Annotated in this window: 24 protein-coding genes and 1 tRNA gene; 6 read left to right on the top strand and 19 right to left on the bottom strand. The window is 70.8% G+C overall.

Translation table 11 applies throughout. From position 1 onward, the window contains the following. Window positions 1–4: 4 nt before the first annotated feature. The 8 genes from cseB to BUE44_RS27490 all read right to left on the bottom strand — a co-directional run bounded on the left by cseB (window position 5) and on the right by BUE44_RS27490 (window position 4406). Complete coding sequence (gene cseB / locus BUE44_RS27525; protein WP_073501700.1) at window positions 5–685, bottom strand: two-component system response regulator CseB; 681 nt, start codon at window positions 683–685, stop codon at window positions 5–7. Between the two features lie 6 nt (window positions 686–691). Then, a complete protein-coding gene (locus BUE44_RS27520; protein WP_143172592.1) occupies window positions 692–1390 on the bottom strand; it encodes a hypothetical protein in 699 nt (232 codons plus the stop codon). Continuing rightward, window positions 1378–1920, bottom strand: a complete 543-nt coding sequence (locus BUE44_RS27515) for a SigE family RNA polymerase sigma factor (protein WP_073501698.1) — start codon at window positions 1918–1920, stop codon at window positions 1378–1380. Before BUE44_RS27515 ends, BUE44_RS27520 begins: the two co-directional genes overlap by 13 nt. 210 nt (window positions 1921–2130) lie before the next feature. Beyond that, window positions 2131–2487 (bottom strand): hypothetical protein, encoded by a 357-nt coding sequence (locus BUE44_RS27510; RefSeq protein ID WP_073501697.1) that lies wholly within the window; start codon window positions 2485–2487, stop codon window positions 2131–2133. A 33-nt stretch (window positions 2488–2520) separates the two neighbouring features. Continuing rightward, window positions 2521–3471, bottom strand: a complete 951-nt coding sequence (locus tag BUE44_RS27505) for a radical SAM protein (RefSeq protein WP_073501696.1) — start codon at window positions 3469–3471, stop codon at window positions 2521–2523. 9 nt (window positions 3472–3480) lie between these two features. Next, a complete protein-coding gene (locus tag BUE44_RS27500) occupies window positions 3481–3849 on the bottom strand; it encodes a hypothetical protein (protein ID WP_079190129.1) in 369 nt (122 codons plus the stop codon). 32 nt (window positions 3850–3881) lie between these two features. Further along, window positions 3882–3955, bottom strand: a tRNA-OTHER gene (locus BUE44_RS27495). 7 nt (window positions 3956–3962) lie between these two features. Continuing rightward, window positions 3963–4406: an ATP-binding protein gene (locus tag BUE44_RS27490; RefSeq protein ID WP_073501695.1), complete on the bottom strand. Its 444-nt coding sequence runs from the start codon at window positions 4404–4406 to the stop codon at window positions 3963–3965. A 207-nt stretch (window positions 4407–4613) separates the two neighbouring features. On the opposite strand from BUE44_RS27490, the gene BUE44_RS27485 reads away from it, so the two are divergent. From BUE44_RS27485 to BUE44_RS27475, 4 genes are read left to right on the top strand one after another with little or no spacing between them, the layout of a single operon-like run. After that, complete coding sequence (locus BUE44_RS27485) at window positions 4614–5927, top strand: tetratricopeptide repeat protein (protein WP_073501694.1); 1314 nt, start codon at window positions 4614–4616, stop codon at window positions 5925–5927. Between the two features lie 11 nt (window positions 5928–5938). Then, complete coding sequence (locus BUE44_RS27480) at window positions 5939–6490, top strand: GNAT family N-acetyltransferase (protein ID WP_235002503.1); 552 nt, start codon at window positions 5939–5941, stop codon at window positions 6488–6490. 29 nt (window positions 6491–6519) lie between these two features. Continuing rightward, window positions 6520–6687 (top strand): hypothetical protein, encoded by a 168-nt coding sequence (locus tag BUE44_RS37625; RefSeq protein ID WP_159450307.1) that lies wholly within the window; start codon window positions 6520–6522, stop codon window positions 6685–6687. 40 nt (window positions 6688–6727) lie between these two features. Beyond that, window positions 6728–7171, top strand: a complete 444-nt coding sequence (locus BUE44_RS27475; protein ID WP_235002513.1) for an NUDIX domain-containing protein — start codon at window positions 6728–6730, stop codon at window positions 7169–7171. A gap of 50 nt (window positions 7172–7221) precedes the next feature. Here BUE44_RS27475 and BUE44_RS27470 read toward each other — a convergent pair whose 3' ends face one another. Both BUE44_RS27470 and BUE44_RS27465 read right to left on the bottom strand, forming a co-directional pair. Next, a complete protein-coding gene (locus BUE44_RS27470; protein ID WP_073501692.1) occupies window positions 7222–8265 on the bottom strand; it encodes a hypothetical protein in 1044 nt (347 codons plus the stop codon). Window positions 8266–8886: 621 nt separating this feature from the next. Then, on the bottom strand, window positions 8887–10506 hold the full coding sequence (locus BUE44_RS27465) for an MDR family MFS transporter (RefSeq protein WP_200804541.1): 1620 nt from the start codon (window positions 10504–10506) through the stop codon (window positions 8887–8889). A gap of 211 nt (window positions 10507–10717) precedes the next feature. Between BUE44_RS27465 and BUE44_RS27460 the strand changes: the two genes are divergently transcribed. Further along, entirely contained in the window at window positions 10718–11311 is a 594-nt protein-coding gene (locus BUE44_RS27460) for a TetR/AcrR family transcriptional regulator (RefSeq protein ID WP_073501691.1), read from the top strand. A gap of 54 nt (window positions 11312–11365) precedes the next feature. Here BUE44_RS27460 and BUE44_RS27455 read toward each other — a convergent pair whose 3' ends face one another. Both BUE44_RS27455 and BUE44_RS27450 read right to left on the bottom strand, forming a co-directional pair. Further along, window positions 11366–12100, bottom strand: a complete 735-nt coding sequence (locus tag BUE44_RS27455) for a M23 family metallopeptidase (protein WP_073501690.1) — start codon at window positions 12098–12100, stop codon at window positions 11366–11368. A gap of 346 nt (window positions 12101–12446) precedes the next feature. Beyond that, on the bottom strand, window positions 12447–14957 hold the full coding sequence (locus BUE44_RS27450; protein WP_073501689.1) for an ATP-dependent Clp protease ATP-binding subunit: 2511 nt from the start codon (window positions 14955–14957) through the stop codon (window positions 12447–12449). A 451-nt stretch (window positions 14958–15408) separates the two neighbouring features. Between BUE44_RS27450 and BUE44_RS27440 the strand changes: the two genes are divergently transcribed. Next, on the top strand, window positions 15409–15993 hold the full coding sequence (locus BUE44_RS27440) for an SCO3374 family protein (protein ID WP_073501688.1): 585 nt from the start codon (window positions 15409–15411) through the stop codon (window positions 15991–15993). On the opposite strand, the gene BUE44_RS27435 is transcribed toward BUE44_RS27440, so the two are convergent. From BUE44_RS27435 to nadC, 7 genes are all read right to left on the bottom strand, one after another. Beyond that, on the bottom strand, window positions 15924–16262 hold the full coding sequence (locus BUE44_RS27435) for a histone-like nucleoid-structuring protein Lsr2 (RefSeq protein ID WP_073501687.1): 339 nt from the start codon (window positions 16260–16262) through the stop codon (window positions 15924–15926). The genes BUE44_RS27440 and BUE44_RS27435 overlap by 70 nt on opposite strands. A gap of 120 nt (window positions 16263–16382) precedes the next feature. Next, window positions 16383–16901 carry an amino-acid N-acetyltransferase gene (locus BUE44_RS27430; protein ID WP_073501686.1) on the bottom strand — a complete coding sequence of 173 codons (519 nt, stop codon included), beginning with the start codon at window positions 16899–16901 and terminating at the stop codon, window positions 16383–16385. Between the two features lie 9 nt (window positions 16902–16910). Further along, window positions 16911–17306 carry a BlaI/MecI/CopY family transcriptional regulator gene (locus BUE44_RS27425; protein WP_073501685.1) on the bottom strand — a complete coding sequence of 132 codons (396 nt, stop codon included), beginning with the start codon at window positions 17304–17306 and terminating at the stop codon, window positions 16911–16913. Between the two features lie 66 nt (window positions 17307–17372). Further along, window positions 17373–17549 (bottom strand): hypothetical protein, encoded by a 177-nt coding sequence (locus tag BUE44_RS38030; protein ID WP_200804540.1) that lies wholly within the window; start codon window positions 17547–17549, stop codon window positions 17373–17375. A gap of 80 nt (window positions 17550–17629) precedes the next feature. Beyond that, window positions 17630–18361, bottom strand: a complete 732-nt coding sequence (locus BUE44_RS27420; protein WP_235002501.1) for a hypothetical protein — start codon at window positions 18359–18361, stop codon at window positions 17630–17632. An 89-nt stretch (window positions 18362–18450) separates the two neighbouring features. After that, entirely contained in the window at window positions 18451–19245 is a 795-nt protein-coding gene (locus BUE44_RS27415; protein WP_073501683.1) for a type III pantothenate kinase, read from the bottom strand. 6 nt (window positions 19246–19251) lie between these two features. Next, entirely contained in the window at window positions 19252–20247 is a 996-nt protein-coding gene (gene nadC, locus BUE44_RS27410) for a carboxylating nicotinate-nucleotide diphosphorylase (RefSeq protein ID WP_407640064.1), read from the bottom strand. Between the last annotated feature and the right edge of the window lie 2 nt (window positions 20248–20249).

Genomic DNA, 20249 nt, shown 5'->3' with positions numbered 1-20249 from the left:
GCTCTCAGGCCCGCAGCTTGTAGCCGAAGCCGCGTACGGTCTCGATACGGTCCTGGCCGACCTTGGCCCGCAGCCGCTGGACGTGCACGTCGACGACCCGGGTGTCGCCGCCCCAGTCGTAGTCCCAGACCCGGGTCAGCAGCCGGTCGCGGGACAGCACCGTGCCGGGGGCGGCGGCGAATTCCAGCAGCAGCCGCATCTCGGTGGGCGTCAGGGCGAGGCGTTCACCGGCGCGGGTGACCTCCATGCCCTCCGGGTCGATCGCGATGTCGCCGAAGGACAGCAGGGCGTCGTCCCGCGGGTCGTCGGCGGCGCTGGCGCGGAAGCGGCGCAGCACCGCGCGGATACGGGCGACGAGCACGGCGCCGTCGAAGGGCTTGGTGACGTAGTCGTCGGCGCCGGCCTCCAGGCCGAGCACGACGTCGATGGCGTCGGCGCGGGCCGAGACCATGATGACCGGCACGGTCGACTCGTCCCTGATCCGCCGGCACAGGCTCACCCCGTCCAGACCCGGCACCATCACGTCCAGCAGCGCGAGGTCGGGCCGGTCGGCGCGGAAGGCGTCCAGGCCGGTCAGGCCGTCGGGGGCGGCGGTGACCTGGAAGCCGTCGCGCTCCAGGGCGAGCGTGGTGGCCTCGCGGATGACGTCGTCGTCCTCGACGAAGAGGACGTGGGTGGCGGCCATGGGGAGTCAACGGCCTCCGGGAGCCGCGGCGGACGCCGAGGCGGTCGGCAGATCCGGGTCCAGCGGGTCGGAGTCGGGCCGCGGCGCCGGCTCCGTGGACGTCGGCTCGGGCCGTACGGTCGGCGTCCGCGCCCCGAAGTCGGCGTAGCTGCGCGCGACCTGCACGAAGTGGCCGTCGCGCCACGCGTACAGCACCGATTCCTGCCCGGTCGGGTACGACACCGGGTCGTCCACCTTGTACACCTCGTGGATGATCTGCAACTGCCCGTCCTCGACGCTTCCGTACACCGGTGGCCGCTCGTCGGCGAAGACGTTCTGGTATTTGCCGTTCACCATACGGTAGACGTACGCGGCCACGCCGAGGCCGTTGCCGCAGGTCGTGACGTTGACCACCAGGTCCGGGCCGTCACCCGAGGTCAGGTCGCCGGCGTCGGTGGCCACCGGGTAGTCGTCGCCCGAGCAGGGCGTCAGGTCCTCGCGTACGTCCTGGCTGACGCTGCTGTCCCGGCGGACCATGGTGGCCAGCGCCCGCGGGTCCCGGGCGAGGGCGGGGGCGGCGGCGGAGTCGGCCGGCCGCCGCACGCTGGGGCTCGGCGCCGGGCCCTCCTTGCGGGCACCCGTGCCGGTCGTACCGCAGCCCGTCACCACGACGCACGCGCAGGTCAGCGCGCCCATCGCAGCCGTACCGGGTCTTACGCGGCGCACATCGCCTCCTCCTCCACCTCGGGTCGCGAGTAGCCGTAGCTGCCGTGCTCCAGCTCGTGGCGCAGCCGGGCGAGCGCCCGGTGCAGCGTGCTCTTCACCGTACCGGTGGACATGCCGAGTACGCGTGCGGTCTCCTCGGTCGTCAGCTGGCCGTAGTGGCGCAGCACCACGACCTGCCGCTGCTTGGGCGCCAGCACGGTCAGCACGTCCCGCAGCATCTCGCGGTCCGCGCGCTGCTCGGCGCCGTCGTCCACGCTGCGCTCGGGCAGCTCCCCGGTGGGCACCTCGTCCAGCTTGCGGCTGCGCCACCACTCGGTCCTGGTGTTGATCATCACCCGGCGCATATACGCGTCCGCGAGGGTCTTGTCGGCGATGCCGTCCCACCGGGGGTAGGTGCGCACCAGCGCGGTCTGCACGAGGTCCTGCGCGTCGATCGGGTCGGGAACCAGCCGGCGGGCGCTCCGCAGCAGGGCGTCCTGCCGGGACCTCACGTACTCCTCGAACCCCAATACCGCGCCGCTCGCCGCCATGGTGCCTCCGCCCCGCTCCCGCCGCTGCGACCCGGCGTACCGCCGCGGTCGCGACCGGGGGCCTCCCCCGGCTCGGCCGAAGTTACGGAGCGGATGTCTGGCTTCCGCCACCGCGAGCGCACAGCGGGCGCACAGCAACCCATCGGTTGTGTAACGGGGCGGACGAATCGGATTTTCCGCCCGAAGGCGGGCGACAGGCCGTGCGTCATCTCAGCCGCTGCCGCGCAGTTCCCGCAACGCGTCCTGCGCCGCCCCGACGAAGGCCTCACGCGCCTGCTTGACGTCCTTCCAGTCCGGCCGCGCCCCGCCGTCTTTGTGCAGCGCGGCCAGCCGCTCCAGCAGCGTCCTGCCCTGCGCGGCCGGCCCGACGCCCTCCACCTCGATGACGTTGAACGCGGCCCGCGTCACCGCATACGCCCGGTCCACGGCCGCGACCGCCGCGGCTTCGTCGGGATACCGGCCGTCCTCGCGGAACCAGGCGACATGCGACTCGGCGTCGGCGGCGGTCAGGAACGCGGCATAGGCGTCGCGGCGGGCCAGATAGAGGGCAGTCGACTCTTCGAGCATGCCCGCCACGCTACGGCCACGCGCCCGCGGGCGTCAGCACCCCGTGCCCGAGACCCCCGGGTTGTAGTAGCGCACGGACCGGCTCGGCGCCGGACGCGACGAGTCGGCGGTCGGGCCGCAGGAGGCATCGGGGGCGCAGACGGTCTGCGGGCCGCAGGTCTCGAAGGCGGGGTTGCAGTCCGGCAGGCAGGTCGGTCCCGCGCGCACCGCGCTTGCGGGAAACACCGCCTCCAACTCCGCCCTCGCCGCACGCATGGCAACGCCGCCGTAGATCGCCTGGAGGCTCTGCTCATGCACATTGCCGAGGTTCATCCAGCGGGCGAATACACACGGCCACACGTAACCGTCAGGTGAGATCGCGAACTTGGCCCGGCCGCACATACCGCACAACCCGCTGACGTCCGGGTACGCGCCGCCCGCCCCGCGCCCGAAGGGCCTGATCCGATCGGTGCGGACGTCACGGATCCCGAGTTGCAGCAGTTCCTGCTCCGCACCCCGCGCGCGCTGGCCGTGGATGACGTCGATCACGCTGCCGCGCATCTCGATCCCCAGGGCCCTGCCCCGTTCGACGTTGGTCCGGGTGCGGGCGTGCGCGCCGCGAGCGTCGGTCACCTCGTCGTGATCGCCCGCGTCATCGCTGTAGTAGCTGAACGCCAGCCGGACACCGGGCAGTCGCAGCACCTCCCAGACCTCGGGCCGCAGATGCGTCATGTTGCTGAACACCTCGACCCGCATGTCGTGCCGGCGCGCACGCCGCACGAAGCCCGGCAGGCCGGGGTGCAGCGTCGGCTCTCCCCCGATGAACTGCACGTCCCGCACCCCCATTCCGTTCAACTCATCGATCACCCGCAGCCAGTCGGCGCCGGTCATATCGCCGTGCGTCCCCTGTGGGGACGAGTTGGCGTAGCAGTGGCGGCAGTTGAGATTGCAAAAGCCGGTGATTTCCAGCCAGACGAAGGTGGGACGTAGCGGAAGGGCACGCATCGATGGCTCCTACGGCTGCCAGGGGTCGGTGAGTTCGTAGCAGTGGCCGCCGGGGTGCTCGGCGTACTGGCAGCAGGCCTCGTCCAGCGGTTCGGGCGCGAGCGCCCGGCAGTCGGGCAGGACGACGAGGCCCAGGGGTCCCTCCGCGTGGCCCCAGCGGACCCACACCGAGCCGGTGTCCGGGCCGTCGAGGTGCATCACGTACGCGTGGTGGTCCCCGGCGGTGTGCGCCTGGAGCACACACCGCAGGTCGCGGTCCGCCTGCGAGGGCTCCCCCGTATCCGGCGGCGCCAGCGCCTCCGCGGCGGCGGCGAGCCGATCCGGGAGCCGGCGGCGGGCGCCGCACACGGGTAAGAGGTCGGGGACGAAGGTGGTCATACGGGTCCTTCCGTACCGGTCGTTGGCGAAAGTCCCCTCGCCCGGAGTCGAACCGGGGCCTCCCGGCCGGGGGGAGGCCGGGTCTCTTCCGCTGAGGTACGAGGGGGTGGTGGTCATGCCGGCTCGCGCTCCAGGGCGGGCAGCACCGCCCAGGTGGTCTTCGTGCCGTCCTCGTGCGGGGCCCAGCCCCAGTCGCGGGACAGGGCATGTACGAGTGGCAGGCCACGGCCGGTCTCGCTGTACGGATCGGGGTGCGGCTCCATGACGGGAGGCTTACGTGATCCGTCGCGCACCTCGACAAGCACCTCGCCACCACCTGCCGTCACGGTCAGGCCGATGACCGAGTTCGGCGCGTGCCGTAACGCGTTGCCGACCAGCTCGCTGACCACCAGCAGCGCCGAGTCCACGGCCTCGTCACGACGCCAGGCGACCAGGCAGTCACGCACTTCGCGCCGTGCGCGGCCGACCTCCGCGAATTCGAGCCGAAGGCCGAGGGCGACCTGATGTCGCGCCCTCATGTACGGCCGGGTGCGGGGCACGACAGTGGCGCTCGACATGGTGCGATCTCCGTTCCGAAAAGAGCCCGGGCTCCGGTTCTTCTGTCATCGAGAAAAGCGGAGGCCGCCGGGCGACCGCGTGGCCACCGGCATGTAAGAACGATGCAATTCACGCATCGGATTCGCCCCGGACGGGCATGCAGCCTCCAACACGTCGCTCCAGGAGCTACGTTCGGAACGTCCAAGAGCTGCAGCGCCGGAGTCGAGATGTCCGCAGACGCCAGGCCCAACACCGTCGTCCGCGACGTGCGGGAAACGCAGTTCCGCATGAGCCGCGAGGAGTTCGCCCGCCACGTCAACGCGACGGCGGCGGCGATGGGCGAGAACACCGGATGCACCGCACGCCTCATCGCGGCCTGGGAGCGCGGCGAGGTCGCCAGCCCCCGCCCTGTCTATGAGCGGGTCCTCCACGAGATCACCGGCCGCTCTCTGGCCGACCTCGGATTCGCCACCCGCCGGGCGCCGGCGGCCGCGGTCCCCGTCATCCCGACGCGGCCGTACGCACGAAGGGCGGATGACACCGACGTGGAACGCCGCACGTTCCTCCGTGACGGGGCCGGATCGGTCACCGGCATCGCCATGGGCGATCCGAGGCCTCGTCAGTCCGGCCGCCGGATGGGTATGCGCGAGGTCCGCCAAGTCCTGGCGTCGACCGCGGCGATCAGCTCGCATGTCCGCGACCACGGCTCCACCGCGATGCACCACGAGGCCGAGAAGTCCCTGAACGCGGCGCACGGCTGGCTGCGCCATGGACAGTTCAGCGAGTCGACCGGACGGCTCCTGCGCTCGGCGACCGGGGAACTGACCGTCGCGGTTGGCAACTTGGCCTTCGACGCGGGTCGGCACAACGACGCTCGTTCACTGTTCACCGAGTCCCTGACCGCAGCGCGATTGGCCGCCGACCCGGTGCTGGAAGCACGGAGTTTCGGCTGCCTGTCCCGCCTGGCGAGGGAGAGCGGGCGACCGAGGGAGGCAGTGAGCGCGGCCCAGGTCGCGCGCGGCATCGCGAGGTCGCTCGGCTCTCCCCGGATGCAGGCGCTGTTCGCGATGCGGGAAGCGGGTGGATGGGCCTTCCTCGGCGACCGGTGCGCGTGCGACGCGGCCATCGTCGACGCGCATACCCAGTTCGAGAAGGGCCCGCGTGACAGCGACCCGGCGTGGCTGGGCTTCTTCACCCCCGCCGAACTCGTCGGACTGGAGTCCTTGTGCCGCGCCGACCTCGGGCAGCACGAGCGTGCGGCTTACGGCGCCGAGCAGGCCGTGCTGCTGACCGGCCGGGGGTTCACCCGCAGCCGCGCCCTTTACACCGCTGACATCGCCGTGCAGAACGCCAAACGCGAACGCCCCGACCTGGACAACGCCCTACGGGCTTCCGACGAAGCCCTGTCCTACCTGCCGCAAGTGCAGTCCCGTCGGTTGATCAATGCCGTGCGAGACATTGAGGCCGCTCTGCAACGCCACGTGCGGGTGCCGGCAGTTGCTGCGTGGCTGACCGATTACCACGCCCTAGGCATCGCATGAGGAGGTACGGCGTGGAGCCGATCACGCGCGGGAACGAGACGATCGTCCGAGTCCACGGAATCAGCCAGACCCAGCCGTTGGTCGACGCCTTGGCCGATATCTGGGCCGACGCTCATCCGGAATTCAGTGCGAACGGCGAGGACGGCCGTACTCGCGGTGTCGACACCTTCCGGCGACAGATCAACGGCCATTTCCGGCACGGCGGCTTCACCCTGGCGGCCGCTTACGAGGCAGGCACCCTGATCGGTTTCGGCTACGGTTTCCCCTGCTCCGCCGAATACTGGTACGGCGAGGAGCTTCTCCCCCACATCCCCGCCGAGGCCCGCGAGAACCTGATGGGCCTGTGTGAGGGTGCCGTCCGCCCGGGCTGGCAGTCCCACGGCATAGGCACCCGCCTCCACCACGCCCTCGTCCAGGCCGTTTCCCCCCGCTGGACGTCCCTCCTCGTCAGCCCCGCCAACACCCGCGGCCGCGCCCTCTACAACCGCCTCGGCTACCGCTACGCGGGCCCGTACCGCAACGGCGACGAGACATACGACCTGCTGATCGCCCGCGTCGGGTGAGACCGCTTGACGACGCAAGGAGTCTGAACGTGGCTGACGAACCCGGTCGCATCTTCCGCGAAGCGTGGATCAGCGGAGTCCGTAAGCACTTCGCCGGGGAGCCGACGCCCGGCTATGTCGCCGGCTCGGAGGACCTGCCCGGCTGGCAGCGGGAGACGGACGCGGACATCTTCGAGGCGGTGCGGGATTCGCTCTGAAACGGGTCGGGAGCGGGCGCTCGTGCCCGCCGTGGGATCGATGACGTTGCTGGCCGCGGCCGTCATCGTGCATGACCGGGACCGCGGGCGGGTGGTGCTGCTGCAACGCGGCGAGGGCGCCAAGTACGGGCAGGGGCTGTGGGACCTGCCGATCGGCAAGAGCGAGCCCGGCGAGCCGGTCACCGCCACGGCGGTGCGCGAGCTGCGGGAGGAGACGGGGCTGGTCGTCAGGCCCGAGGCGTTGGAATTGGCGCACGTCGTGCACGGCGCCTGGGGCGTCGAGTCCCCCAACGGCTTCCTGACCGTCGTCTTCGCCGCACACGAGTGGCAGGGCGAACCGGAGAACCGGGAGCCGCACAAGCACGCCCAGGTCCGCTGGACCCCGGTCGACGCCCTCCCGGCGGAATTCGTGCCCAGCACCGCCGACACCCTGCGCAACTATCTGGCAGACGGCCCCGCCGTATCCCTGCACGGCTGGGATTGAGCCGTACGCCCCTCCGCCGGGCCGGTCGCGGGACGCAGCCGTGCGGGGGCCTACGGCCGGAGCCGGTAGGGGCAGGCGAGCTGGTGGCGGATGGCCGGGGCCAGCAGGTCTTCCCGGCCCTTCAGTGCGTCGGCCAGAGGGCGGGTGGTGGGGAAGACCATTTCCGCCGCGACGTTGTCCTGGACAATGCGGGCCAGGTTGTCGAGGGCGACGGCGACCGGGTCGGTGGGGGGCCCGGCGGTGGGGAGGTCGATCAGGTGGGAGTCGGCTGTGCCGGGGGTCAGGAAGGGCTTGACGACGAGCGAGTTCTGGTTGGGGGCGGATGTCGTCCACAGCGACAGCACGACGACGTAGAGGCCCGGCCAGTCCGCCGGACCGACCTGGCTCCGCCAGCGGGTCATCAGGGCCTCGACGCCGCTGATCTGCGCCCGAGCGGCATACGTGAGGGTGACGGCGATCGCGTCGCTCACCTGGGAGGTGAAGCCCTCGAAGGACGCCATGTCGGCGGCGCCCCGCCGCACCGAGGTGTCGACGAACGACAGCGCCGCGTCGAGGATCCGCGCGCTCGACGCCGCCAGCTCCGGCGGCGTGTCCGCGGCGCCGAGCCGCTGCCGGGCGGTGGCCAGGGTGGCGCCGAAGGTCCGGAGCGGGGCGGTCCACGACTTCGTGGCCGGCCCCTCGGAGGCCACCATATCCACGTCGTGCTGGTCGAGCCGCGCGGAGCCGGGCAGGCGCGGGACGCGGCGGCTCAGGTGCGGCGCGATGATCGAGTAGATGCCCAGCGGGGCGTGGGCGACCGACTTGGCCAGTTCGAAGACCTCGGGAACGGGGTGCACCGACTCCCGCCGGCCGCGGTGGACCAGGGTGTACAGACCGCCGCGCTCGTCGTTCTGGACGACGATGACGGGGCTGAGACGCTTGGCCACCTCGGCCCGGAGCGCGTCGTAGTGCCGCTGCGTCTCGGTGTCGATCGCGACCAGCGCGGCACGCGCCGCCGGGCGGCTGCCCGCGGCGGAGGCCGCCTGCCCGGGGCCCAGATACGTCATGGCGCCGGCCGCCGCGGCACTCCCGAGCAGACTCCGACGCGTGCTCATCCCCCACCCCTCCCGGTCGGGGACAATCTGCCCGACCCGGCACCCCGTCATCCGGGCACCCACCCCAAAGGGCTCGATCGGGTGACATCGGGTGAACCCGGGTGATGAAGGGACCACCCGGCAGCGGCGGCCTTGCGCGGGACTCGCGCCCATGGCGGGCCCCACGACGGCACCGGCCCCCTCCGGCCGGCGAAGGCGGGAGGGGGCCGGTTCAAGGCCGTGCGGCCGTTTCAGCCCGGTCCAGGCCGACGGCGACCGCGGCGGCGCGGGGGCCGAGGCGGCCTGAGCCCACTCAAGGCCCGCGGAAGCGCCAGGCCCACGTAGGCCGGACGAGGCTCGCGTGGCCGGTGAGGCCACAGCCCAGTCAAGACCCGCGGAAGCGTCAGGCCCGCGGAGGCCGACCAGGCTCGCGTGGCCGGTCAGGCCACAGCCCAGTCAAGGCCCGCAAAGCGTCAGGCCCGCGGAGGCCCGACCAGGTCGACGGCGGCCTTCGGGGGCCGCCATACCCCCGAAGGCCGCCGGGGCCAGCGGCGGCTTCAAGCCCCGCGAGCGCCGGTCAGGCCCGCAGGGGCCGCGGAGGACCGGGGCCCGCAACCCCGAGGCGGCACCCCCGACCGGAGGTCAGAGCGCGTCGATCAGCACCGGCTCATCCGCCGCCGGGACGGCGTCGGCGTCGGCGTCGGACTGCTTGGAGGCGGCGCCCCGCAGGGGGGTCTCGACGATGAACCAGGCGGCCACGAAGCCGATCACGCTGACCACCGCGCCCCACAGGAAGACCGTGTGCGTACCGGAGGACACCGCGTGGAAGTACGCGTCCTTCAGCGCCGGCGGGAACTTCGCGATGGTCGCCGGGTCGAGCTGGGCGCCGCCCTTCGTGACGGCGGCGCCGGCCGCGGTGGAGTCCATGCCGTGCTGGATCTTGTGGGAGAACAGCGCGCCGAAGAGGGAGACGCCGAAGGAGCCGCCGATCGTGCGGAAGAGCGTGGCGGAGGAGGAGCCGACGCCGATGTCGCGCATGTCGACGCTGTTCTGCGCGATCAGCATGGTGATCTGCATGATGAAGCCCATGCCCGCGCCCAGGACGGCCATGTAGAGGCCGGAGGTGAAGCGGGTGGTGTGGACGTCCATCGTGGACAGCAGGAACAGGCCGACGGTGATCAGGGCGCCGCCGACGATCGGGAAGATCTTGTAGCGGCCGGTGGAGGTGGTGACCCGGCCGGCGACCATCGAGACGGCCATCATCGCGAGCAGCATCGGCAGCAGCAGCAGGCCGGAGTTGGTCGCCGAGGCGCCCTGGACGGTCTGCTGGTAGAGCGGCAGGAAGGTCATCGCGCCGAACATCGTGAAGCCGACGAGGAAGCCGACGCCCGAGATCAGCGAGAAGTTCGCGTTGCGGAAGATCCGCAGCGGCATGATCGGCTCGGGCGCGCGGGTCTCGGCGTAGACGAAGCCGCCGAGCGCGGCCAGGCCCAGCACCAGCAGGCCGAGGATCTGGACGGAGCCCCAGGCGTACTGCGTGCCGCCCCAGGTGGTCAGCAGCACCAGCGAGGTGATCGCGACGGTGAGCAGGGCGGCGCCCCAGTAGTCGATACGGCCCTGGCTGCGCTTCTTGGGCAGGTGCAGCACGATGGTGACCATCGCGAGGGCGATGACGCCGATCGGCAGGTTGATGTAGAAGCTCCAGCGCCATCCCCAGTTGTCGGTGATGGAGCCGCCGACCAGCGGGCCGCCGATCATGGCGATGGCCATGACGCCGGCCATCATGCCCTGGTATTTGCCGCGCTCGCGGGGCGGGATCATCTCGCCGATGATCGCCATCACGCCGACCATCAGACCGCCGGCGCCCAGGCCCTGGAAGGCCCGGAAGGCGATGAGCTGGTCCATGCTCTGCGCCATGCCGGAGGCCGCGGAGCCGACGAGGAACAGCACGATCGAGGTGAGGAAGATGCCCTTGCGGCCGTACATGTCGCCGAGCTTGCCCCAGATGGGGGTGGAGGCGGCGGTGGCCAGGGTGTAGGCGGTGACGACCCAGGACAGGTGGTCCAGGCCGCCCAGCTCGCCGACGATGGTCGGCATCGCGGTGCCGACGATCATGTTGTCGAGCATCGCGAGCAGCATGGCGATCAGCAGACCGACCATGACCACGCGCACGCTGCGCTGGCGCGGCCCGCCGCCCGTCGCGGCCGCCTTGTCGCCGGACGGCTCCGGCGACGACGGTGTGGCGACTTCGGTCTGGGACATGACCGTTTTCCTCCCCCGGGACAGGGCGGTGGTTCAGGGGTACTTACTTGCCGCCCGGCTAGTACGTATACGTAGCAGCAAGGTACGTTGTTTACTAGCCGGGCGTCAAGTAAGTGCGTAGCCTCGGAAACAGGCCCTACCGTGAGGGCTCCCGGTCGGTCACACTCCCCTATGAAGGGGTCACGTAGTGCAGCAGGAGAGCGACGAGCCCATGGGTACATCCCAGCAGCACCCGCAGCAGCGCAGGACCGACACGCGCCGCCGCATCCAGCAGGTCGCGCTGGAACTGTTCGCGGAGCAGGGCTACGAGAAGACCTCACTGCGCGAGATCGCCGAGCGGCTCGACGTCACGAAGGCGGCGCTGTATTACCACTTCAAGACCAAGGAAGACATTCTCAGCAGCGTCGCCGAGGACCTGACCCGGCCGCTGCGGGAACTGATCGCCTGGGCCGAGGCCCAGCCGCACTCGCTGGCCACCAAGCAGGAGCTGCTGCGGCGCTACAGCGACATCCTGTGGAGCACGCTCGACCTCTTCCGCTTCATCCAGGAGAACCAGGCGACGGTACGCGAGCTGACCGTCGGGGAGAACTTCCGGCAGAGCATGAAGGCGCTCGGCGAGCTGCTCAAGGACCCGGCGGCGCCGATCGCCGCGCAGGTCCGCAGCGTCACCGCGCTGTTCGCGATGCACGCCGGCATGTTCGTGACGCAGAACGTCGAGGGCGACCCCGAGGAGAAGCGCGCGGCCATCCTCGAGGTCGCCCTCGATCTCGTCGCCCAGGCCGAGGCGAGTGTCCTTGCGGGTTGACCCGCCGGCGGCCGGTTGACGTCTGTTCTTTTGTGCGACTGTGCGACCGCCTGCTTACGGGTTCACGCCGTGGGCGCGCAGGAAGTGCAGGGGCTCGACGGAGGAGCCGTAGTACGGGGTCGTACGGACCTCGAAGTGCAGGTGGGGGCCGGTCGAGTTACCGGTGGAGCCGGACTTGCCGATCTCCTGGCCGGTGATGACCTGCTCGCCGACGTGCACCTCGATGTGCGAGAGGTGGCCGTACTGCGTGTACAGCTGCGAGCCGTGCTGGATCACGATGTTGTTGCCGTAGGCGCCGCCCCAGCCCGCCGTCACGACGGTGCCGGTGTGCGCGGCCCGCACGGTGGAGCCGGTCGGCACGACGAAGTCCTGGCCGGAGTGGGTGTGGGCCCAGTGCACGCCGACCTGGGCGTAGCCCGCGCCGAGCACGTAGTGGGGCGTCGGGGTCATCCAGCCGGCGATACGCGCCTTGCGGTCGGCGGCGGCCTTGGCGGCCGCCTCCTTCTTGGCCTCCGCCGCGGCCTTCGCCGCCGCCTCCGCCTTGGCCTTGGCCTGCGCGGCGGCGTCCTTCTGGCCCGTCACCTGCTTCTGCAGCACGTCGGAGACGCTGCTCGCGGCCGGAGCGGCGGCGACTGCCGAGACGGGAGCCGCCTCGTGGCCGGCGCCGGCGGCGAACGCTGCGGTCGAGCCCAGCGCGAGCGCCGCGACCAGTCCTCCGGTCACTACGGCGACCCGGCCGCGGTTCACGGACTTCGGGGTGCGGTTCTTCATCGTCGAGTTCTTACGCATGCAGAAAACAACCTCACTGGGTGGGGGTACCGGGCCGGGGTGCGGCCCGTCGCTCCACCTTGGTAACCCGGGGCCCGACGGCCCGGCAAACACCCCCTCTCCTATCCGGGGTCGTAGGTGGCCGAGCCCCGCACCCCGGCGCCACCCGGGCCGAAAACCGGTGAATAGTCCGTTTCGCCCACTTCCGAGAGAGCCCCGAGGCCCACTATTTCCGGTAGTACGTGGCACGCGTCACGTGCGGCGCCTCACCTCGGCGGGGCTTCCGGAGCCTCCGGCGGCGTCCTGCGTGAGGGCGCGAAAAGGCCCCGGACCTCGCGGTCCGGGGCCTTGCTCGCGCCAGGTGTGGCTAGCTCTCCTTGGAGAGGTTCGGGGTCTCGACGGGCGGGGCGTCCGCCACCGTGACCTTCTCCTCGCCGCGGAAGGTGAAGGTGGCCGTCTCGCCTTCGCCCTCGACCTCCACCACCACGATGTGGCCGGGACGCAGCTCGCCGAAGAGGATCTTCTCGGAGAGCGAGTCCTCGATCTCGCGCTGGATCGTCCGCCGCAGCGGCCTCGCGCCCATGACCGGGTCGTAGCCGCGCTTGGAGAGCAGTTCCTTGGCCTCCAGGCTGAGCTCGATGCCCATGTCGCGGTCGCGCAGCCGCTCGTCCACCGCGCCGATCATCAGGTCGACGATCTGCAGGATGTCGTCCTGGCTGAGCTGCGGGAAGACGATGACGTCGTCCACACGGTTGAGGAACTCGGGGCGGAAGTGCTGCTTGAGCTCGTCGCTGACCTTGTTCTTCATCCGCTCGTACCCGGACTTCGTGTCACCCTGGGCGGCGAAGCCCAGGTTGAAGCCCTTGGAGATGTCGCGGGTGCCGAGGTTGGTGGTCATGATGATCACCGTGTTCTTGAAGTCGACGACCCGGCCCTGGGAGTCGGTCAGGCGACCGTCCTCCAGGATCTGCAGCAGGCTGTTGAAGATGTCCGGGTGCGCCTTCTCGACCTCGTCGAACAGGACGACCGAGAACGGCTTGCGCCGCACCTTCTCGGTGAGCTGGCCGCCCTCCTCGTACCCGACATAGCCGGGCGGGGAGCCGAAGAGCCGCGAGACGGTGTGCTTCTCGCTGAACTCCGACATGTCGAGCGAGATCAGCGCGTCCTCGTCGCCGAAGAGGAACTCGGCGAGCGCCTTGGACAGCTCGGTCTTACCGACACCGGACGGGCCGGCGAAGATGAACGAGCCACCGGGGCGCTTGGGGTCCTTCAGACCCGCGCGGGTGCGGCGGATGGCCTTGGACAGCGCCTTGACGGCGTCCTTCTGCCCGATGATCCGCCGGTGCAGCTCGTCTTCCATGTGCAGCAGCCGAGAGGACTCCTCCTCGGTCAGCTTGAAGACCGGGATGCCGGTGGCGGTGGCGAGGACCTCGGCGATCAGGTCGCCGTCGACCTCGGCCACGACGTCCATGTCGCCGGCCTTCCACTCCTTCTCCCGCTTGGCCTTCGCGGCGAGCAGCTGCTTCTCGTTGTCCCGCAGGGACGCGGCCTTCTCGAAGTCCTGCGAGTCGATCGCGGACTCCTTCTCCCGGCGGACGTCGGCGATCTTCTCGTCGAACTCGCGCAGGTCCGGCGGCGCCGTCATGCGGCGGATACGCATCCGGGAGCCGGCCTCGTCGATCAGGTCGATCGCCTTGTCCGGCAGGAAGCGGTCCGAGATGTAGCGGTCGGCCAGCGTGGCGGCCTGCACCAGGGCCTCGTCGGTGATCGACACCCGGTGGTGGGCCTCGTACCGGTCGCGCAGACCCTTGAGGATCTCGATGGTGTGCGGCAGCGACGGCTCGGCGACCTGGATGGGCTGGAAGCGGCGCTCGAGGGCCGCGTCCTTCTCCAGGTACTTGCGGTACTCGTCGAGCGTGGTCGCACCGATGGTCTGCAGCTCACCGCGGGCCAGCATCGGCTTGAGGATCGAGGCCGCGTCGATCGCGCCCTCGGCGGCGCCGGCGCCGACCAGGGTGTGCAGCTCGTCGATGAACAGGATGATGTCCCCGCGGGTGCGGATCTCCTTGAGCACCTTCTTCAGGCGCTCCTCGAAGTCACCGCGGTAGCGGGAGCCGGCCACCAGGGCGCCGAGGTCCAGGGTGTAGAGCTGCTTGTCCTTGAGCGTCTCGGGCACCTCGCCCTTGACGATCGCCTGGGCCAGGCCCTCCACGACGGCGGTCTTGCCGACGCCGGGCTCCCCGATCAGGACCGGGTTGTTCTTGGTGCGGCGGGACAGCACCTGCATGACCCGCTCGATCTCCTTCTCGCGCCCGATGACCGGGTCGAGTTTGGTCTCTCTGGCGGCCTGGGTCAGGTTGCGGCCGAACTGGTCCAGGACGAGCGAGGTCGAGGGCGTGCCCTCGGCCGGCCCGCCGGCCGTGGCCGACTCCTTGCCACCCGAGTAACCGGACAGCAGCTGGATGACCTGCTGCCTGACCCGGTTCAGATCGGCGCCCAGCTTCACGAGGACCTGGGCGGCGACGCCCTCGCCCTCGCGGATCAGGCCGAGCAGGATGTGCTCGGTGCCGATGTAGTTGTGACCCAGTTGAAGAGCCTCGCGGAGCGACAGCTCCAGGACCTTCTTGGCCCGGGGAGTGAAGGGGATGTGGCCGGACGGGGCCTGCTGCCCCTGGCCGATGATCTCCTCCACCTGCTGGCGGACCGCCTCAAGAGAAATCCCGAGGCTCTCCAGGGCCTTAGCGGCGACACCCTCACCCTCGTGGATCAGGCCCAGGAGGATGTGCTCGGTGCCGATGTAGTTGTGGTTGAGCATCCGGGCTTCTTCCTGAGCCAGGACGACAACCCGCCGCGCGCGGTCGGTGAACCTCTCGAACATCGTTAATCGCTCCTCAGAGCGGTCGGGCAGTGAGGGGTCGGTCCCCTCCCTGTCCTTCCGCATGCTAGTCCCGCACAGCGGCGCCGCTCACGTATCCACCCCCGCTGCCACGGGGAAAGCTGCGCTACCGGCTGACGTCACTCCCACAACCTCGATGGTGCGAGACGATGTTCCCGCAGGCCAGGCGAATACGTCTTTATCAACTACGCCCGTGGCGAACGCCTGCCGTGCCTGCCGTCACACCAGCCCTCCCCACTAGGTACTTCTTACCCTCAGCGACCGACAGTCCACACCGGATGTCCGACAGGTGTGCGCTACGGGCGAACAACCTTGCGCCATGGCGAACAGTTCAAGCCGGGTCCCCCTCCTCCGGAATCGTACATTCCGCACACCGTACGTGTTCTGTCACGCACGGTACGTAACCCCGGTGCGGCCCCGCAGTTGCACTGGCATGGGCTGGTACGAGCACGAGCTGGGGTGGCCGCTGACGGGGACGCTGCCGCCGGGGCTGGTCACCGGGGTGCGATTCGACGCGCTCGACGTGCCGGCGGCGGTCGGGTACGCGCTGCTGGCCCGTTTTCCGCGGCCCGGGGAGCTGGGTCCGGTGGCGCTGGACGGGCACCGGGTCCGGCTGCTGGTCGCGGCGGGCGCCGCGGAGGAGCTGCCGGGGCTGCTGGAATGGCTGGAGTGGGGCGGCATCGCCCTGGACGTGACCGCGCTGGGCGCCGGCCAGTGGATGCGGGCGCCGGCGCACCCCGAGTGGCACCGCCGGGAGGCCGCATACGACCGGTCTGCGCCGGTGTGGCTGCGGCCTCCCCGGCCTGGCGTCGACGTGGAGGCCACCGTGCCCGCACTGCGGGTCACCGGAGGAGCCGATGGATCGGGGGTTCCCATCGGCCTCCCGGCGCTCGTCGCCGCGCTGGCGACAGCCTGCCACCGGATCGCGCTGCGGGCGCGCACCCAGGATCAGCCGTGGGCCTTCTCGTACGCCTCGCGGATCGTGGCCGGCACCCGGCCGCGGTCGTTGACCTCGTAGCCCTTCTCCTTCGCCCATGCGCGGATCTTGGCGGTGTCGGGACCGGAGGTCCCGCCACTGCGCACCGCCTTGGTGCGCCCGCGACCGACCCGGCCGCCCGTCCTGCGGCCACTGTCCGTGTACGGGTTGAGCAGCCCGCGCAGCTTGTCGGCATTCGCCGTGGTGAGGTCGATCTCGTACGTCACACCATCGAGTGCGAACGTCACGGTCTCGTCCGCCTCACCACCGTCGAGGTCGTCTACGAGAAGGACCTGAACCTTCTGTGCCACCGGCTTCCCTTTCATCGAAAACGGATTAACGGTAAAAGCAAAGCGCCTTTGCGGGGAAAACACAAACCCCTTGCACGAAGAGGTCCACCCGAGACCGTGCGATCCGGACAAACCGGAACGTCACAGTTGCAGCAGCATGCGGCTGTTGCCCAAGGTGTTCGGTTTCACGCGCTCCAGGTCGAGGAACTCGGCGACTCCCTCGTCATTGGAACGCAGCAGCTCCCCGAACACATCGCGGTCCACAGGCGTGTCCCCGGTCTCCCGGAAGCCGTGCTTGGCGAAGAAGTCCACTTCGAACGTGAGGCAGAAAATTCGACGCACTCCCAGCCACCGCGCGGTCTGCAGCAGCTTCGCCAGCAACTGGTGACCGACTCCGGCGCCGCGCAGGGCGGGGTCCACCGCCAGCGTCCTGACCTCGGCCAGGTCCTCCCACATCACGTGCAGGGCGCCGCACGCCACGACGGACGCGTCCTCGTCGCGTTCGGCCACCCAGAACTCCTGGATGTCCTCATAAAGCGTCACCGTCGGCTTGTCGAGCAGGATGCGGTCGCGCACATACGAGTCCAGCAACCGGCGTACCGCGGGGACATCGACGGTGCGGGCCCTGCGGATGGTGACGTCATTCGACACGAGGGGCATGGACGGACGCTATCGTCCTTCGGCTTCCGTCGGACCCGAGGGGTCCACGGACTGGATGACGCGCATTGCGTCACGGACCGCTTCACGCTGTTCCGGCGACATCATGCCGAAGAAGTGCACGAGGGCCGCGGCGGGGTTGTCGCTCGCGGCCCAGGCTTCGTTCATCAGTGCGGCCGAGTATGCGGCTCTCGTCGATACCGCCTCATAGCGATAAGCGCGCCCATCGGCCTCCCTGCGCAGCCACCCCTTCTGGCGCAGGTTGTCCATTACGGTCATCACGGTGGTGTAGGCGATGGTCCGCTCCCGCGCCAGGTCCTCAAGAACCTCACGAACGGTGACCGGCCGGTTCCACTCCCACACCCGGGTCATGACGGCGTCTTCGAGGTCTCCCAATGGCCGGGGCACACTCGGAATACTAAGCGCTGGTAAGGCTAAATGCCCGGAATGCGAACCCGTCGGGGATTCGGGGGGTCAGTTGTCCTCTGCGGCGGCGCGCTGCGCGGCCTCGGCCCGGGCGAAGGCGGCGTCCACCGCCGCGTCCTCCCTGGCCTTGTTGGCGCCGCCCTGGTGCTTGATCATCGTGACGATCACGCAGATGAAGAAGATCGCCATCACCAGCGGGGGCACGATCGCGGATACGTAGTCCATGGCGCCAGCGTAGCCACGCTCTCCCGGCGCCTTGCATACGGGTGCCCCGGCCCGCGGCCGGGGTACCCGTACGGCTGCGTTCAGCAGGCCCGGCGCGGGCCCACCAGACCGGCCAGCGCGGCCATCGCGTCCTCATCCTCGGGCCGGGGCGCGGGACGGCGCCCGGGCGGCCAGATCTCGGCGGGGGTCGGCGTCCGGCGGCCCGGGGCGGGCGTGCCGGGCTTGGGGGCGCCGGGGACGGGCTTGTTCTCGGGTTCGGGCTCGGCGTCGGGTCCCTCACCGGCGGCGGACGGGCCGGGGAGGGCGAGCAGGCGGCGCGGCGCGGGCATATGGGCCTCCAGACGCAGTGGTACTCCGTTGTCTGCCAGGTTCTCGCTTGCCAGGTCTTCGCAGTGGCGCAGCAGGGCGGTACGCCGGTGGTGCTCGGGGCTGCCGGTGGACTGCGCGCGCAGGCCGCGCAGCGCCGCGAGATCGTCGGCGCCGGGCAGGTATCCCGCGGCCACGGCGGCGGTGAGCCGCTCCAAGTAGCCGGCGGCCGAGCCGGGCAGCGCCTCGCGGTAGCGGCGCAGCTCGGCCAGCAGGAAGCCGCGCAGCCGCCCGGCCTCCCTGGCCGTCTCGTCCACCGCCTCGGCGAGCCTGAGGCAGTCCCGCACCCGCGCGGCAGCGGGGCGGTGCGTGGCGGCCGCCGCGCTCGGCGCGACGGCCACGGCGGCCCTGCTGGGGTGCAGCACCTCCGCGAGTGCGCGCCGCAGCACGCGCACCTCGTCCGCGCTGAACGCCATGCCGCCTCGGGTTCCGTGTGGCGTAGGCATGTCTGGACTTTAAGTGCTAAGCGGACAAATGCTCGGCAATGACGCCCCCCGCGGTGCGTCGTGTCCCGGCGGCGCGCTTTCGCGAGCGATCAGGTGGTGGAGATGTTCCGCTCGTAGACCAGGCGCAGGCCGATGAGCGTCAGCCACGGCTCGTGCGTGTCGATGATCGAGGCCTCGTTCAGCACCAGCGGCGCCAGGCCGCCCGTGGCGATGACCGTGACGTCGTCGGGGTCGGCGGCCAGTTCGCGGGCCATGCGTTCGGCGATGCCGTCCGCCTGGCCGGCGAAGCCGTAGAGGATGCCGGACTGCATCGCCTCGATCGTGTTCTTGCCGATCACGCTGCGCGGCCTGGCCAGCTCGATCTTGCGCAGCTGGGCGCCGCGGACGCCGAGGGCGTCGACCGAGATCTCGATACCGGGGGCGATGGCGCCGCCGATGTACTCCCCGCGGGCGGACACCGCGTCGAAGGTGGTGGCGGTGCCGAAGTCGACCACGATGCACGGGCCGCCGTAGAGGTGGACCGCGGCCAGCGAGTTGATGATCCGGTCGGAGCCGACCTCCTTGGGGTGGTCGACCAGGATCGGCACCCCGGTCTTGACGCCCGGCTCGACCAGCACGGCCGGCACGTCGCCGTAGTAGCGGCGGGTCACCTCGCGCAGCTCGTGCAGCACCGAGGGCACCGTCGAGCAGATCGCGATCCCGTCGATGCCGTCGCCGAGGTCGCCGAGCAGCGGATGCATGCCCATCAGGCCCTGGAGCAGCACCGCCAGCTCGTCCGCGGTGCGCCGTGCGTCGGTGGAGATGCGCCAGTGCTCGACGATCTCCTCGCCGTCGAAGAGCCCCAGGACGGTGTGGGTGTTGCCGACGTCGATGGTGAGCAGCATCCGCCTCTACGCTTCCGCTCGCAGGTCGAGGCCGATGTCCAGGATCGGGGAGGAGTGGGTCAGCGCGCCCACCGCCAGGAAGTTGACGCCGGTCTCGGCATAGGCGCGGGCGGTTTCCAGCGTCAGCCGGCCCGAGGACTCCAGGAAGGCCTGGCCGCCGACGATCGCCACGGCCTCCGCGGTCTGCGCCGGGGTGAAGTTGTCCAGCAGGATCAGGTCGGCGCCGGCGGCCAGCACCTCGCGCACCTGGTGCAGGGTGTCGACCTCGACCTCGATCGGCACGTCGGGGAATTCCGCCCGCACCAGCTTGAAGGCCTGGGCGACACCGCCGGCCGCCACCACGTGGTTGTCCTTGACCAGGGCCGCGTCGGACAGCGACATGCGGTGGTTGGCGCCGCCGCCGCAGCGGACCGCGTACTTCTCCAGCGCCCGCAGGCCCGGCGTGGTCTTGCGGGTGTCGCGCACCTGCGCCCTGGTGCCCTCCAGCAGGTCCGCCCAGGCCCGGGTGGCGGTCGCGATGCCGGACAGCCGGCACAGCAGGTTGAGCGCGCTGCGCTCGGCGGTCAGCAGGTCCCGGGTCCTGGTGCGTACCGTCAGCAGCTTCTGCCCGGCGGCGACCCGGTCGCCGTCCTCCACGTGCCGCTCGACCTCGAACTCGTCGGTGCACACCACCGACAGCACCGCCTCGGCGACCCGCAGGCCCGCGACCGTGCCGGCCTCGCGGGCGGTGAAGTCGCCGACCGCCCGGGACTCCTCGGGGACGGTGGCGATCGTGGTGATGTCCACGCCCTGGTCGAGGTCCTCCTCGATGGCCATGTGCGCGATGTCCTCGACCTGCACCGGGTCGAGGCCCGCGTCGGCGATCAGCTGCGCCAGGTCGGGGTCGAGGCCGCACTCCAGCGGGTCGATCCCGTAGTCCGCGTCCTCGGCGCCGCAGCCGCAGCCGTCGCCGCAGCCGCCACCGCCGCCGCTCGCCTCGTCCGGCGGGCCGAACTGCGGCAGCG

Origin of the sequence: Actinacidiphila paucisporea, from assembly GCF_900142575.1 — a bacterium.
Taxonomy (GTDB): domain Bacteria; phylum Actinomycetota; class Actinomycetes; order Streptomycetales; family Streptomycetaceae; genus Actinacidiphila; species Actinacidiphila paucisporea.
The sequence above is the reverse complement of the archived record's forward strand: the minus strand, read 5'-3'. Positions and strand labels throughout refer to the sequence as shown.

Coding starts and splice junctions, on each gene's coding strand:
- BUE44_RS27460 (WP_073501691.1), top strand. CDS start 10,718: ATGGGTACATCCCAGCAGCACCCGCAGCAGCGCAGGACCGACACGCGC.
- BUE44_RS38030 (WP_200804540.1), bottom strand. CDS start 17,549: ATGGACTACGTATCCGCGATCGTGCCCCCGCTGGTGATGGCGATCTTC.
- BUE44_RS27465 (WP_200804541.1), bottom strand. CDS start 10,506: ATGTCCCAGACCGAAGTCGCCACACCGTCGTCGCCGGAGCCGTCCGGC.
- BUE44_RS27455 (WP_073501690.1), bottom strand. CDS start 12,100: ATGCGTAAGAACTCGACGATGAAGAACCGCACCCCGAAGTCCGTGAAC.
- BUE44_RS27415 (WP_073501683.1), bottom strand. CDS start 19,245: ATGCTGCTCACCATCGACGTCGGCAACACCCACACCGTCCTGGGGCTC.
- BUE44_RS27470 (WP_073501692.1), bottom strand. CDS start 8,265: ATGAGCACGCGTCGGAGTCTGCTCGGGAGTGCCGCGGCGGCCGGCGCC.
- BUE44_RS27500 (WP_079190129.1), bottom strand. CDS start 3,849: ATGACCACCTTCGTCCCCGACCTCTTACCCGTGTGCGGCGCCCGCCGC.
- BUE44_RS27450 (WP_073501689.1), bottom strand. CDS start 14,957: ATGTTCGAGAGGTTCACCGACCGCGCGCGGCGGGTTGTCGTCCTGGCT.
- BUE44_RS27430 (WP_073501686.1), bottom strand. CDS start 16,901: ATGCCCCTCGTGTCGAATGACGTCACCATCCGCAGGGCCCGCACCGTC.
- BUE44_RS27420 (WP_235002501.1), bottom strand. CDS start 18,361: ATGCCTACGCCACACGGAACCCGAGGCGGCATGGCGTTCAGCGCGGAC.
- BUE44_RS27515 (WP_073501698.1), bottom strand. CDS start 1,920: ATGGCGGCGAGCGGCGCGGTATTGGGGTTCGAGGAGTACGTGAGGTCC.
- BUE44_RS27440 (WP_073501688.1), top strand. CDS start 15,409: ATGGGCTGGTACGAGCACGAGCTGGGGTGGCCGCTGACGGGGACGCTG.
- BUE44_RS27475 (WP_235002513.1), top strand. CDS start 6,728: ATGACGTTGCTGGCCGCGGCCGTCATCGTGCATGACCGGGACCGCGGG.
- BUE44_RS27505 (WP_073501696.1), bottom strand. CDS start 3,471: ATGCGTGCCCTTCCGCTACGTCCCACCTTCGTCTGGCTGGAAATCACC.
- BUE44_RS27510 (WP_073501697.1), bottom strand. CDS start 2,487: ATGCTCGAAGAGTCGACTGCCCTCTATCTGGCCCGCCGCGACGCCTAT.
- cseB (WP_073501700.1), bottom strand. CDS start 685: ATGGCCGCCACCCACGTCCTCTTCGTCGAGGACGACGACGTCATCCGC.
- BUE44_RS27490 (WP_073501695.1), bottom strand. CDS start 4,406: ATGTCGAGCGCCACTGTCGTGCCCCGCACCCGGCCGTACATGAGGGCG.
- BUE44_RS27485 (WP_073501694.1), top strand. CDS start 4,614: ATGTCCGCAGACGCCAGGCCCAACACCGTCGTCCGCGACGTGCGGGAA.